This is a genomic window from Eubacterium sp. SB2 (genome assembly GCF_001244405.1).
Taxonomy (GTDB): Bacteria; Bacillota; Clostridia; order Lachnospirales; family Lachnospiraceae; genus Faecalicatena; species Faecalicatena contortus_B.
In genome coordinates, this window is record NZ_LN865149.1 from 201122 (window position 1) to 215618 (window position 14497).

The 14497-nt window shown below is 45.3% G+C and carries 15 protein-coding genes; 5 read left to right on the top strand and 10 right to left on the bottom strand.

Annotation, left to right across the window (positions count from 1 at the left end; translation table 11 throughout):
* Positions 1-27 precede the first annotated feature (27 nt).
* The 8 genes from BN1938_RS02765 to BN1938_RS02800 form a co-directional block, all read right to left on the bottom strand.
* A complete protein-coding gene (locus BN1938_RS02765; RefSeq protein WP_050639135.1) occupies positions 28-957 on the bottom strand; it encodes a P-loop NTPase family protein in 930 nt (309 codons plus the stop codon).
* 238 nt (positions 958-1195) lie between these two features.
* Entirely contained in the window at positions 1196-1408 is a 213-nt protein-coding gene (locus BN1938_RS02770) for a pro-sigmaK processing inhibitor BofA family protein (protein WP_009004566.1), read from the bottom strand.
* 140 nt (positions 1409-1548) lie between these two features.
* Complete coding sequence (locus BN1938_RS02775) at positions 1549-2037, bottom strand: deoxycytidylate deaminase (RefSeq protein ID WP_050639136.1); 489 nt, start codon at positions 2035-2037, stop codon at positions 1549-1551.
* 30 nt (positions 2038-2067) lie between these two features.
* Complete coding sequence (gene upp, locus BN1938_RS02780; protein ID WP_050639137.1) at positions 2068-2697, bottom strand: uracil phosphoribosyltransferase; 630 nt, start codon at positions 2695-2697, stop codon at positions 2068-2070.
* Positions 2697-4223, bottom strand: a complete 1527-nt coding sequence (locus BN1938_RS02785; protein ID WP_050639238.1) for an L-threonylcarbamoyladenylate synthase — start codon at positions 4221-4223, stop codon at positions 2697-2699. The genes upp and BN1938_RS02785 overlap by 1 nt, the downstream gene beginning before the upstream one ends.
* 63 nt (positions 4224-4286) lie before the next feature.
* Complete coding sequence (locus tag BN1938_RS02790) at positions 4287-4985, bottom strand: N-acetylmuramoyl-L-alanine amidase family protein (RefSeq protein WP_050639239.1); 699 nt, start codon at positions 4983-4985, stop codon at positions 4287-4289.
* A 116-nt stretch (positions 4986-5101) separates the two neighbouring features.
* Complete coding sequence (locus BN1938_RS02795) at positions 5102-7042, bottom strand: glycosyl hydrolase family 18 protein (protein ID WP_050639138.1); 1941 nt, start codon at positions 7040-7042, stop codon at positions 5102-5104.
* A gap of 139 nt (positions 7043-7181) precedes the next feature.
* On the bottom strand, positions 7182-7409 hold the full coding sequence (locus BN1938_RS02800; RefSeq protein ID WP_025653779.1) for a hypothetical protein: 228 nt from the start codon (positions 7407-7409) through the stop codon (positions 7182-7184).
* A gap of 585 nt (positions 7410-7994) precedes the next feature.
* Between BN1938_RS02800 and BN1938_RS02810 the strand changes: the two genes are divergently transcribed.
* Positions 7995-8717, top strand: coding sequence for an adaptor protein MecA (locus BN1938_RS02810; protein WP_050639140.1), 723 nt, complete (start codon positions 7995-7997; stop codon positions 8715-8717).
* Positions 8718-8872: 155 nt separating this feature from the next.
* Here the strand turns inward: BN1938_RS02810 and BN1938_RS02815 are convergent, their stop codons facing one another.
* Together BN1938_RS02815 and BN1938_RS02820 are read right to left on the bottom strand one after the other, a co-directional pair.
* Positions 8873-9079 carry a DUF1858 domain-containing protein gene (locus BN1938_RS02815; RefSeq protein WP_025653782.1) on the bottom strand — a complete coding sequence of 69 codons (207 nt, stop codon included), beginning with the start codon at positions 9077-9079 and terminating at the stop codon, positions 8873-8875.
* Between the two features lie 538 nt (positions 9080-9617).
* Positions 9618-10703 carry a C40 family peptidase gene (locus tag BN1938_RS02820; RefSeq protein ID WP_050639141.1) on the bottom strand — a complete coding sequence of 362 codons (1086 nt, stop codon included), beginning with the start codon at positions 10701-10703 and terminating at the stop codon, positions 9618-9620.
* A 402-nt stretch (positions 10704-11105) separates the two neighbouring features.
* On the opposite strand from BN1938_RS02820, the gene BN1938_RS02825 reads away from it, so the two are divergent.
* The 4 genes from BN1938_RS02825 to BN1938_RS02840 all read left to right on the top strand — a co-directional run bounded on the left by BN1938_RS02825 (position 11106) and on the right by BN1938_RS02840 (position 14432).
* The gene (locus tag BN1938_RS02825) at positions 11106-11501 is read left to right on the top strand and encodes a Fur family transcriptional regulator (protein WP_050639142.1); all 396 of its coding nucleotides are present in this window, start codon (positions 11106-11108) and stop codon (positions 11499-11501) included.
* A gap of 152 nt (positions 11502-11653) precedes the next feature.
* Positions 11654-12196, top strand: a complete 543-nt coding sequence (locus tag BN1938_RS02830) for an NADH peroxidase (RefSeq protein ID WP_025653785.1) — start codon at positions 11654-11656, stop codon at positions 12194-12196.
* A gap of 239 nt (positions 12197-12435) precedes the next feature.
* Complete coding sequence (gene rbr / locus BN1938_RS02835) at positions 12436-12972, top strand: rubrerythrin (protein ID WP_050639143.1); 537 nt, start codon at positions 12436-12438, stop codon at positions 12970-12972.
* A 257-nt stretch (positions 12973-13229) separates the two neighbouring features.
* Positions 13230-14432 carry a uroporphyrinogen decarboxylase family protein gene (locus BN1938_RS02840; protein ID WP_050639144.1) on the top strand — a complete coding sequence of 401 codons (1203 nt, stop codon included), beginning with the start codon at positions 13230-13232 and terminating at the stop codon, positions 14430-14432.
* The last annotated feature ends 65 nt before the right edge of the window (positions 14433-14497 follow it).

Below are 14497 nucleotides of genomic sequence, written 5' to 3' on the forward strand. Positions count from 1 at the left end.
CTCTGTCGTATAACTGTTCTAACTGCTCTATGCCTCCTCACCAGCCTTTCTCCCGACCCGTTTCTGTATGGTATGTTCCAGCACATCCTCATAGCCCGTCCGCCTCAGGTTCTCAAAATACTGCTTCAGCTTTGCCAAAGAGACCGGCTCATCCGTATACAACGTATAAACTGTGCGGCATTCCCTCAGTATGCGGTACAGACCATTTACACCGTCCCCCAGATCCAGGATCACGGATTTATAAATGGACTGATCAAAAAGGGCTTCAAACAGTCTGAGCCACTCTGCCTCTTCAACCGCCCTCAGATCCTGTATAACCGGCATTGGGGAAATATAATCCAGCGCTCCCGACCTGCCGGCCATGGCGCTTATTCTCAGTCCTATATTCGCCTTATCCTGCCTCAGATAATACAAAAGATCCGTCAGGTTATGTTCCGTTTCCTCCGGAAAGTAATAGCTTGTCCCGGAATACTCCTCCAGATTCAGGTACAGAACCGGCCCTTCTTTGGAGAGTTCCCTGCCAAGCTCCAGCGCATACTTAGTCTTTCCAATCCGGTGCACCGGAGAATAAACACCAATCAGCTGACCCTCTCCTCTGCCTTTGTATCTCCCCTGCATTACCTCACCGTCCAAAGCCTCCTCCAGGATAAGGCTGAGGATCCTATCTGCAGATTGATACTTAAAGATCCCTCTTTCATCCGGAAGAAGCCCGCTGTCTTCCCCCTTAATCAATACATAACGCCTGTCAGCGTTCATCTGCTGCCTCTGTTCGGGCGGGCAGTCTTCCCCCAGCAGCAGGATGTGGACTTGTTTCTGCTGTGAAAATGCCTCCAGATGCTCTGTGTCTTGAAAAAGATGCATCTGAAACCCCAGCTCCCTGTGAGAGCTTACGGCCTGCATAAGATTCTTTGCGTACTCCTGCTCCGCATCCCAGATTACAAAATTCTTTGGATGCAACTTGTCCCTCCTTTTTTCATTTTTAATACAACAACGTTTGAAAATACCGCTGCGAATATGCAGCATGATTCTTACATGATGGTTAGTTCATCGTCCCAACCCTAGATACATCCGGCACCACGATCCGGCGCCTGAATGATGACAGCAGCTCGAACAACTGCTGTGTGAATCGTATTATAAACACAGATTTTTAAAATGTCCATACTTCTTTTCAAATAAATTACTTTTTGTGAAAACCTCACAAATTTTGATAGAACAAAATTCCATAAAGCAGACACACGCCAGGAATACCAAGGCTTCCGGTTGTCAAAAAGGACACTGCATTCAGCCCCACATTCAAAGCATTATCCCCAGGGAGCAGATATTGATTAATAAAATAAATCAGCCCCATGCCCAAAATAGCACGGATCACAAAGTTCACAACCATATTCCCCCATTTATTTCCTTCCATACTCACACATCCTCCGGATCAGCATATATGATATCCTATTCAAATCCGTGACAAAATATTCCCCCGCGCCGCGCAGTCCGTAAAATAATACGTTCTGCACGACCCGGGGGGTAACATGGGGACAATTCTCCGGAGCCTGTCTACAGCTTAATCTTCACCTCGCGGCTGGTCCTATGGTATTGGTGGTACCGCACCCCCGCCGCGTCCATCATCCGCTTGGAAGCCAGCACACCGGGAGTATCGGCGTATTTGTCGCAGTCATAGATGACTTCCTTTATCCCGGACTGAATGATCGCTTTTGCACATTCATTGCACGGAAAAAGGGAGACATACAGCTTGGCCCCCGCCAGGCTGCCGCCATTGTAATTCAGGATGGCATTTAACTCGCTGTGCGTAGAATATACGTACTTTGTCTCCAGGGGATCATCCCCTTCTCTTGCCCAAGGAAATTCGTCGTCTGAACATCCGATCGGAAACCCATTGTATCCCATGGACAATATCTTATTATCCTGACTGACAATACAGCATCCTACCTGCGTATTCGGATCTTTGGAACGCATGCCCGAAAGCATTGCCACCCCCATAAAGTATTCATCCCAGGAAAGATAATCCTTTCTTTTGTCAGACATATCTGTCCTCTCCTTTCGTTTTTGCATTTATTACTTCGTTCCGAAAATACGGTCTCCCGCGTCCCCCAGTCCGGGGACAATATATTTATGCTCATTCAGATGGTCATCCAGCGCGCCGATATACAGATCCACATCCGGATGTTCCTTCTGCATCCTCTCCACACCTTCAGGCGCTGCTATAATACACATGAAACGGATTCTTTTCACTCCTTTGTCCTTCAGCATCTGAATCGCTGCTGTACTGGAGCCGCCCGTTGCCAGCATCGGATCAACGACAAAGACCTGCCTTTCATCGCAATCCGCCGGAAGCTTACAGTAATACTCCACCGGATCAAAAGTCTCCGGATCGCGGTAAAGCCCGATATGACCTACTTTTGCAGCGGGTATCAGAGAGAGCATCCCGTCCACCATCCCAAGGCCTGCGCGCAGAATCGGCACCACGGCAAGTTTCTTACCGGTCAGTTCCTTACCGATCGTCTCACAGATAGGTGTCTTAATCTTCACGTCCCGGAGCTTCAGGTCCCGTGTAGCCTCATAGCACATCAGGCCGGCAATCTCCCCGACTACCTCCCGAAACTCCTTGGTTCCCACCTCTTCCCTGCGGATATAGCTGATTTTGTGCTGAATCAATGGATGATCCATAATGTGTACTTCTGACATCATTCTCCTCCTTTAGTAAGTGCATTAAGTTTATTTGTTAATTTTTTTATTAACATCGATATTATTTCATAACATTCTCCGTACGCCGTCAATGGTTGTCCATACGGATTTGGTATTTCTGTGTCATCCTCCGCAAACTCATTTAGAGTATACACATTTTTTATGTTCTCATACTCGGAAACAACCTTCCACTTCTGGTTCTCTTCCATCGTCAGAACCAGCGTATCCTCCTGCAGGTCCTCCTCAGAGAAAGCAATGGATGAATGGCCTTCCAGACTCATCTGGCCGCTCTTCATAATTGCCTCGGCTTTCTGATTGGCTGGCTCAGGAAACAGTACGATGAGCCCCCTGGAATCTATGGCGTACTCCTGTTCCAGATCCTGGCAGCGCAGAAGTTCCGCTGCCATGGGGCCTCTGCTTGTATCGGTATTGCTTAAGAATACGATGCGTCTGTATTTCTGCTGCTTCACGATCGCGGCGGCAGGCAGCATCACATGCCCGGCCGCTTTTTCCAGCCGGTTCATGATCGCCTTGCCGATCCCCTGCGCGGCAAAGGACTCACTGAAGATTACGCTGACATCCTCCTCATCAAATTCCCGGAGAATCGCATAGAGATTCCTTGCAATGGCCTTCTCATTTTCCCGTGATCCCAGATTCTTTACCAGTCCATAGGTATAAAAGGGCATCGTCTCGTTGGTCGCAATAATCCCGGCCTTTTGCCCTTTGCGGTGTGCCTCATAGGCCAACTGCCGGATCGCAAGCACTTCCTCTCTCAGAGTGCCCTCCATGATCATCAGCCTGGCTCTGGGCGCATAATGGCGGTACTTCATTCCCGGAGCTTTGGGCGCCTGTGTGCTCTCGCTTCCAAGTATGGTCTCATCTACGCTGACCGCACCGATGACTTCCTCCAGCATATCTGCCGTAATGGCGCCGGGGCGCAGAATCATTGGCGGCGTCACTGTCATATCCAGAATGGTGGATTCCAGCCCGATATCCACGCTTCCGCCGTCCAAAATCATATCGATCTTACCGTCCAGATCCTCTGCCACATGCTGTGCCGTTGTGGGACTCGGACGGCCGGACGTATTTGCGCTGGGCGCAGACACGTACCCTCCTGCTGCAAGTATCAGCTCTCTTGCGATCAGGTCGCTCGGCATACGCACAGCAACCGTCTCAAGGCCGCCGGTCGTTCCCATTGGTACAATATTGCTTTTTTCAAAAATCATAGTCAGAGGCCCCGGCCAGAAATGGAATGCCAGTTCCTCTGTTACAGGGGGAATGTTCACCGCGATCTCATCAAGTGCCTGCACATCTGCAATATGCACGATCAGCGGATTGTCTGACGGACGCCCTTTTGCTGCATAAGTTTTTTTTGCTGCCTCCTCATCCAGTGCATTTGCTCCCAGTCCATAGACTGTCTCCGTGGGAAATGCAACAAGTCCGCCTCTTTTCAGTATTTCTCCAGCTTCCTGTATCACGTCTTCGTCTATCTGATTCTTATCCACTTTTTTTATTATAGTTTTCATAGGCTTCATTATACCATTAATCAACCTAAAAAAAAACTCTCTTTCACAAAATAAGATGCAGTCCTATTTCAGGCATTGAAAAATCCCCGCGCAGACGGCCTCTGCCAGAGCATCCTGGTATGCTCCGTCCACCAGTTTTTCCGCCTCCTCATAATTACTCAGAAAGCCGCATTCTACAATAATGACAGGCACCTCCGTCTTTTTCAGCATATAATATGTATCATTTGCCTTTGCCTGTCTTTTATTGTCCGGATCAACAGCTAGGAGGGCCTCCTGCATGATGCCGGCCGCCTTCTCTCCGCCCTTAGAATGCGTGTAGTAGAATACCTGGGCGCCATGTATACTTTCTCCTTCATAGCTGTTTTGATGTATACTGACCGCAAGAGCCGGCTTTTCCCGGTTGATAATCGCCACCCGTTCCTTCATGTCTTCTGCTTTTGAATCAGCAATTCCGTTTTCGTCCTCACGTGTCATGATCACCTTCACTCCCTGTTTCTCCAAAAGTGTCTTTACCTTGCCTGCAATCGCCAGGTTAATATCCTTTTCCAGTGCTTTATTGACGCCTACTTTGCCCGGGTCAGAACCGCCGTGTCCGGCATCTATGACAATCAACGGCTTATCACCCTTTTTAGCCGCTGCCGCAGTCGCTTTGCCCTCGCTTCCCATATAATTCTTGTACAGGAATTCTCCTGCCTTCTGACTCCCTATTACTGCACACAAAAGCAGCACGATCAGTCCCAGTATTCCTATTTTACGGCGCAAAAAAACATCCCCTTTCTCATATACTATTCCTAAGTATATGCAGAAAAAGGATGTTTCTTTCATATTTCTGGAGTGCGTCGTATCATCACGCACACTCCGGTACGTCGTAAGATGTACTAGTTTACATATTGCAGGATCAGATCCCAAATACCTGAATTCTCCCAGCCGAGCCGCCACTCAGCCACTCCGGCCAGATTATTGCTCTTGATCAGCTTCAGCTTCTCCTCAATGGACTGGTTGTCCTCAAGCCAAATCTTATAAGTTCCGCCATCGGTATCCCACTGTGCATAATTCTGCTTCGTCTTATCATCCCATTCGGCCTGAACGCCTGCCGACTGTAATGTCTGATTTGCCTCGTCCATGCCCATGGCCGTACTCGTCACTTTGTTCGGATACTGCGCCGCCTCTGTGCCTGCTTCCTCCTCCAGTTCTGCCGTTGTCTTAGGAGTCTCCAGCCACAGCCTTGTGTAAAATGGAATTGCATTGACTAGTTTTGTATTCGGAACAACTTTGAGTGCGTTTTCTATTCCGTCCTTCACATAATTGTAAGATGCCACAGGGCCTGCTTCATAGGATCCCTCCGTGTGCTCGTCATAACCCATAATAATAATATAATCCGCCATAACCGCCTGTTCCTTCAGGTTATAGTGCTCGTTATACGGCATGGGGACATAATTATCCACGGAAAATACAAGGCCGTTCTGCCTGCATTTAACGGACATCTCGCGTACAAACTGAATGTAATGCTCTCCGCATTCAGCGGATATAAGCTCAAAGTCCAGATTGATGCCGTCAATGCCTGACTGCAGCGCAGCTCCGATTACCTGGTTGATCAGGTTCTCTCTCTTTGAGGTATAGCTTAAGACTGCATAGGTCTCATCGTAAGAGCTTATACCTCCATGAAAATCTCTCAGCACAGCCCACACATCGAGATTTGACTGATGCGCATAGTTCACGTACTCAGAATTAGCCAGAGACGAGATATTCCCGTCCGTGTCGCTTATGTTGAACCAGGTCGGTGCAATCGTTGTCAAACCCTTGGTATTGGCAATTGTCTCCAGCACATAGCTGTTCGCCGTGTCATTCTCCACATTGTGCCAGGCCATATTAATTGTATAACCGGTAGAAATATTCGTATAATCCGGCTCCTGGAACTCCCTGGACCGGGTCTCTTTTGTGATCTTCTTCAGCGAACTTGTCTTGACATAACCAATGAACCCATCGCTGGTACGGACCTTCATCCAGTCATTCTCATCTTCCAGTATCCTGAGCTGTTCTGACTTTTTCACCTCTGTCAGAATCGGGCTCTTTACACCGCCCTGGTATCTGACCTGAGTGTCCCTTTTCAGCTCGGATACGCTTTGTTCTCCCCAATTGCAGTCGATAACCGCCCTGTCAGGGTTCTCATATACTTTATATTCCATATTGGTATACTGCTGTATAAATGCAAGTGCAATATATGCAGTCTTACCTTCTGTCTTCAGAATTACATAGTCTTCACTTTTCTTTTCCTTAATATCGGTGTACTCTTTGCTGCCGACGCTTACAGATACGCTGCCGTTCGGAAGGGTATAGAGCAGGATATTCTCATTAGAATCCCAGTAAAATCTTTCATTGATATAATTACGGACCACGGAATACTCCACATAGGGTATGCCATCGTAAAACTTTCCGCCTGCAGAACTGCTCTCCTGCGTTCCTGCATCCCGGGCGCCCATGATCTGGTCATCCACTACCACCGCAAGATCATCGTTATTCTGTATCCCATAATATTGTTTCAAATCAGCCTTCTCTTTTGATGAGCCGTATTTTTTCCAGAATACGAATCCGCCTAATGCTATAATAACCAGAACAACTAAAAGAATCATCCTTATGATGAGATTGCGTCTTCTTCTCCTTGCCCGGCTGCTCTTTCTCCTTGGTCCCTGGCCATTCGGCCCCGTACTCACTGGTCTTGAACTCCCCGGTCTCTGGTCACTGCTGGCTGGGCGTCTTCTCTGTGCATTCTGCTGGCTGCGCCTTCGGGCATACTCAGCTCTTCTTTCTCTTTCGTCCATGCCGCACCTCCTATCAGACCTTATTATACCATATTTTTTTCATACGTCATTAGTATTTTGTCTTTTTACAAAGTTTTTAGACGTATGCCCGCGGCAGCCTGTATTGCCGGCTGTCCGGCAGAATGAGGGGATTCTCTGCCTAATTGCTTCCATTAATATTTACAAAAGCGAGTGATTCTATGTATCCTTTGGGATCCAGAACGTAATCCCGCATATAGCACCCTTCCTCACGGATCATATGCGCTGTCACAATCTGCAGCGGGCTGGCCTGACAGCCGTCCATGAGCATATTCACACCGTGCTTTTCATAATTCTCCAGCTCTGTGTATAAATCTCTGTATAAATGAGCTGTGTCACCAATTTCCATGGCTCACTCCTTTCCCTGCGGATTCGGATAAATAACAGCCGCTGCCTGCTTCTTTCATACCGAAGGCCTCGTGACGTACCGCCGGACTGGTGCAGCATGGAAGATAGTATGAACCCGCAGTTCCCTCCTCTTTAAGAATATCTGATGATTGCGTCCCTGAATGGGACATGTGATTTTCCTGAAATATATTCCACGGCCTTCCTGTGATCATGAAAAGATGCATGAGTAAAGATGTCCGGAAATATATTTAGATAGGATTTCCTTTATGAATTCAAAAATCCGAATGAAATTCTGTACCTCCTTTCGTATAGACATATATTTATCCTGGAATACTATCTTCTGTAACTGCCATTATAGAGAGCGTGTCCGGCTATTTCAATGTGTTTATTGTTTATAAGCCTTCCACATTTGTTGATAACTGGAAAATATGCCGTCCGAATGTTCCTGCGGCGGGCATGGTACCAAAGTAGTATAAACTCTCTATAAACTCTTTACAGTTTTTCTTTACATATTTTTTAATTTTGTTTATACTAATAGTGAGAAGATATATTTTTTTTAAAATCCCAATCGTAAGGATGTGATAATATGAAGATCGAAAAACTGAATGACAATCAGATTCGCTGTACCCTGACACACGCCGACCTGGCAGCCAGGCATCTCAAGCTGAGCGAGCTGGCCTACGGCACGGAAAAAGCAAAGTCTTTATTCAGAGACATGATGCAGCAGGCGTCTTTCGACTTTGGCTTTGAGGCAGAAGACATCCCTTTGATGATAGAAGCTATACCTGCTTCTGCGGACTCTATCGTATTGATCATTACAAAAGTAGAGGACCCGGAGGAATTAGACACAAGATTTTCCAAGTTCACTCCGTTTGGCGAGGCTGGTATGACCAGCACCGCTGAAGCCTTGGAAAAATTGGAAGGGGCGGAAGAATTTCTAAATCTGCTGAATAAGGTAAAAGAAGCCGCGTCCGAAACAGGCAATGCGGCGACCGTACCGGACGCGCCAGCACTTTTCAATGTTCGCCTGTTTTCTTTCGACAGTATGGACCGGGTAATCCAGGTTGCCCATCTTCTTGAACCTGTATACCATGGTTCTAATACGCTGTACCATGACACGGAGAATTCATCTTATATACTTGCGCTGACTCAATCAGACCATTCAAATAATGAATTCAACAAGATATGCAATATGCTTTCCGAATATGGTACGATCGAAAAGGCATCCGGCGCTGCGCTTGCATTTCTGGAAGAGCACTGCGATATTATGGTATCTGCAGATGCAGTACAGAATCTGGCCGTAATCTGATTATATGCCCTGGGGCAACGTGTACATCCCCCAGAGGGTTTTATATAATAGGAAGTGCCTGTCACTTTGCTATTATATAAAAAAGCCCCTGCAGGTTTCTATTGATCCCTGCAGGGGTTTTTTATGCAGAATCTTCCGCACATGGCCCTTTTTTATTAACCGTTTGCTTTCATGGAAGCGTTAATCTTTTCCACAAGCAGATCAGAATCAATGCCATGTACCATTGCAGCCTCTTCCAGAGATTCCATCTGTGCTGACGGGCATCCAAGGCAGTGCATTCCTATCTCCATTAAAATAGGGGCTGCATCCGGGTAAATATTTAATAATTCACCTATTGTGGTACTTTTAGAAATCTGTCCCATTTCTATTTCCTCCTTTATTATTCAGTGCTTTTTATTATAATCCCAATTTTTATAATAATCAACCGCCTAAAATGTAAAATCCTTATAAAACACCGACACACTTCCGGTCTATTTTCTGAATTGTTCGAACAATTATTTTCAATTTTTGACTACTCAAAAGTCAATCATTTTGCTGATTTTTTTCGACAAAAAATTAAATTCATCATAACTTAACAAAACGTTCGTTCTTTTTTTTATAAAAGTAATCCACCAAAAACACATGTTTTTATGTGGATAATGTGTATAACTTTTATAAAAACTAGATTTTTCCACGTTTTTTTGAGTTTTGAGTGTGGATAAGTTGAAAACTACCTTTCCCAAAGTTTCGACATGTTTTTACATTTTTGTGCATTTTGTATATGCCATCCTTTTCACATTTATCACATTATTCGCGTTTTTTAGATATCCTGTGTCAAGATGTCTAACAAAAAACTACACTTCAAATGCAGTTTTTTTTGAAGTGTAGTTTTTTTTGTCAAATCTTTAAATTTAATACTTTTTATATTACCCTTCGTATTGTAATGATCGGTGTGTAGGTAGCACTGCAGATTCCAATGCCGTCGGCTTCATTCATTGCATTGACGATATTGCCGTCACCCATATATAATCCCACGTGCCCGTCATATAATACGATATCTCCCGGGATCGCTTCTTCTAAGCTGACCGGTGTTCCGACGGACTCCATATCCCACGTCGTACGCGGAAGGCTGACTCCAAAATGTGCATATACGGATTGTACAAACCCGGAACAGTCAGCGCCTTCTGTCAGGCTCGTGCCGCCCCATACATAGGGGTTGCCGATGAACTGGCAGGCATAATCAATAACGGCCTGTCCACTTGACGCCTGAACCTGCATTGCAGCCGCCTCCTGGACTTCCTGCTGCTTTGCCGCCTCTTCAGCGGCTATGCGTTCGTTTTCTTCATCTTTTGACTCCGCATAGCTGTACTGCTTCTCTACGCTTACATAGTCACCGCATACCCAGCCTGACGTACCGTTGACATAGACCGGATACCAGCCGTTTACTGCTTCGCCGGTCACCTCGTACTGCTGGCCGGCCAGAATCCTCGTCAGAATATTGGCCTCCGTACTCTGTCCGTCTCTTACGTTCAGCACGTCTGCTGTTACCGTTGCATGCTGCTGTTCGTAATTTCCTGCATTTTCCTGGGCTGCTTTGCCTGTATACAGGCACTCTGCGGGTACATAACCTTCTACGGAACCGGACCGTATCCTTGTCCAGTCTCCATTATATTCAAGTACTTCTGCCGACGAATCGCTGTACAGCTTGCCGACCCAGTCACTTGCTTCATCTGGGGCATTTCTAATGTAAGCATAATCACTCACATTAGAAAATGCCATATTCAAATACTCACCCTCGTTATTAGGTACCAGATACAGGTCGATGTTTTCTTTGACCTCTGACTGGTAACATTCTTTTACTGCCGATTCGATTCCTGCAACTGGTATGACCGGCGTATTCTCAGTAGAATTGTCTGCCGCTCGGACCGTGATTGCACTCCCCGGAACCAAAATCGCTCCTGCTAAAGCAGAAAGAATCAATTTCTGCTTCATACGTATTGCTTTCATATAAAACCTCCTTGTAAGTGTCTTTATCTTTTGTAGGAAGTTCTAAATGTTACACAATTGTTAAATTTGTTACGATGCTATTATAGCAACCCCTTAGCATTGTGTCAACCGTTTTTACCCTATTTTCAATTTACACACTTCGACATAAGTCCTAAAATTCTGTTATTTTGCAATATTATTTTTTTATATCCGTTAACTATTTTGTAACATTTTATCGGCTCTATTCCTTCTATTATAATGTTTAACAGAATTTTTAGGATACAGGAAATCATTTCTATACGCTGCTGAAAAACTTTTTTTATTAATTTACAAAATACTGTTGACATTTTTAGGAAAATGTATTATATTTTAATCACAGTAACAATTACTATTATTAATATACAGATTGAAAGGAGGTCTATATTGGCAGCTCTGAAGTATAGTCGGCAACGTGAATCCATCAAGCGGTATCTGATGATGACGAAGGATCACCCCACTGCCGATACGGTCTACCTGCATGTAAAGGAAGAATTCCCCAACATCAGCCTGGGTACCGTATACCGGAATCTGAATTTGCTGACTGATATTGGCGAAGCGATCAAGATTCCCACACCAGACGGCGGTGACAGATTTGATGGTAATGTCATGCCGCACAATCATTTTTTCTGCACAAGCTGCAGAAGGGTTCTGGATCTCGACCTGGATATGAAGAATATCGAAGAGGTCAACAAGGCAGCTGCCGAGAACTTTGACGGCATGATAGAATCCAGCACCACAATTTTCTACGGTAAATGTGGAGACTGCATACACAAGCCGTAATCAGGAACACAGAAAGTTCACTGAATATACACAAGTGATTAATATAGGAAGTGTAATCTGCTTCCTATATTAAAAATAAATTACCGGCAGGCATAAAACCTCCGGAAGCAACTATACTTATAAAATATTAAAAAGAAAAGGAGATTTTTATTATGAAAAAATTTGTATGTACAGTATGTGGTTATGTTCACGAGGGAGACGCAGCACCGGCAGAATGTCCGATCTGTAAAGCACCGGCTGATAAATTCAAAGAGCAGACAGGTGAAAGAGAATGGGCTGCAGAGCACGTTGTAGGCGTAGCGCAGGGTGTCAGCGAAGACATCATCGCTGATTTAAGAGCAAACTTCGAGGGAGAATGCTCAGAAGTAGGTATGTACCTTGCAATGGCAAGAGTTGCCCACAGAGAAGGTTATCCAGAGATCGGACTGTACTGGGAAAAAGCTGCTTACGAAGAAGCAGAGCACGCTTCTAAGTTTGCTGAGTTATTAGGCGAAGTTGTTACCGACAGCACAAAGAAGAACCTGGAGATGAGAGTTGACGCAGAGAACGGCGCTACAGCTGGTAAGTTTGACCTTGCTAAACGTGCAAAAGCTGCGAACCTGGATGCAATCCACGACACAGTTCATGAGATGGCAAGAGACGAGGCTCGTCACGGAAAAGCTTTCGAAGGCCTGTTAAAGAGATACTTCGGTTAATCACATACCCGTTAGATATACATTTTACTCCAACATTCATATAAGCACCCAATTTATACACACGGGGGCCGCAAGCCCCGCGGTAAAACGTAAATGCCTGCATAGGAACTACCTCTCCTTATGCAGGTAATTTACTCTTACCGGAATGGGATATTTATCCATTTTTTATTTTTATTTCATTGAATCAGAAACACAGCATGTTATAATATAAATATTAGAAAAAACAAGGAGGATTTACTATGTCAAAGTACGCAGGAACAAAAACAGAGAAGAATCTTATGGAAGCATTTTCAGGTGAGTCACAGGCACGCAACAAATATACATACTATGCATCTGCAGCAAGAAAAGCCGGCTATGTACAGATGTCCAATATTTTCTTAGAGACAGCAGACCAGGAAAAAGAGCACGCAAAAATGTGGTTTAAAGAATTCCACGGAATCGGGGATGTAGAAGCCAATCTGGAAGATGCTGCAGCAGGCGAGAACTTCGAATGGACAGATATGTATGCCCGCATGGCAAAGGAAGCTGAGGAAGAAGGATTCACAGAACTGGCAGCCAAATTCAGAGGCGTTGCCGAAGTAGAGGCTGCACATGAGAAACGTTATCAGAGACTTCTCGACCATTTCCGTGCAGGGCAGACCTTTAAAGACGAAGCACCACTTGGCTGGAAATGCGGAAACTGCGGTTATATCTACCAGGGCGACGAGGCTCCGGAAGTATGCCCGGTATGTGCACATCCACGTGCATACTTCGAAAGAAAAGCTGAGAATTACTAAAATATAAGGTATTATTTAGTTTTAAATCAAGTGTGCAGGCCCCTCATTACTGAGGGATCTGCACACTTTGTATTATGCCGCTTTGCGGCTATATGTGATGAGAGCCTGTGCCCCCCGGAGAAGGTGACGGCCGCGATAAATTCAGTTTTGCAGCACTATTTTCCCCCTCTTTTTTGTCTTTCTGCCACAATGTGATTTTACCTTCCCCCTGCTATACTTAATTTGTTCATAAAGATCTATTTTAGGAGGAAAACAAAATGACTGTAAAAGAAAGAATTCTAGCCACTCTGCGCGGTGAGCCTACAGATGCCCTGCCCTTTGTCCCGCGTCTGGATAACTGGTTCTACGCTCACGAAGAAACAAACACATTACCTGATAAGTATAAGCATGCCAATCTCCGGGAATTTGCCGATGACCTGGGCGTTGGATTTCATTCTATTGTCCCCAACTTCAAAGGCTGGCGCAAAGGCGGGGTTAAAGACCTCCACGTAGGCCTGGGGATTTATGATCTGGAGCTTTCTCCCTGGATTGTCAGATTCCACAACGTAGGAATTACCCATGAACGGAAAGATAACGGTGAATTAACTGTTACTTACGATACCCCCAAGGGCATTATCCGGACTAAAGTTGTTTATACCAAGGAGATGCTCCGGGAAGGAATTACTCTATATGCTCATAAAGAACACGCATTGAAAGAAATCGAAGATTATGACGCACTGGCTTATATTTTTGAAAATGCAGAAGTAATCCCCAATTATGAAGCTTTTTCACAATATCAGAGAGAATATGTGGGCGAACGCGGTGTAGCAGTGGCACTCGCTGCAATGTGGGCTTCTGCCGGACATTATTTAATCAAAGAGCTTATGGGATTTGAAGATTTCTATCTGGCCAGATTCGATGATAAAGAGGCAATGGACCATCTTGTATCCCGCATGACTCCATTCTGTGACAAATTATTTGATGCGGCAGTCAACAGCCCTGCCGAGGTTGTTCTGTCCGGGGCTAACTATGATTTTAATTTTACAACACCGGATCTCATAGAAGACTACGTGGTTCCATCCTTAAAAAAGCAGAGCGACAAAGCACACATCCTGGACAAGTTTGTTGCAACACATACTGATGGGGAAAATACAATGCTTCTCGACAAGTATGTCCGTGCCGGGTTCGATATAGCCGATTCAATCTGCCCGAAACCTTTGACCAATATCTCCTTACAGGAAACCCGCGATGTATTTCAGGACAAGATTACAATTTGGGGCGGCGTTCCTTCCACTGCCCTTTTAACAGCCAACACAACTGACCAGGAATTCTATGCTATTGTGGATGAAACACTGCGTGCAATTGGAAAGGGCGATCATATGATTATGTCCGTAGCGGATACACTTCCCCCTGCAGCAGACTTTGGGCGTCTTCTATATCTTAAAAAGAAATTTGAAGAATTCGGTCCCGTCACCCCCTAGTACGTCGGCAGCAAGTTAACTATTTTTCGAGGTACTAGTACATCAGGAGAAAGCACTTTCCTATT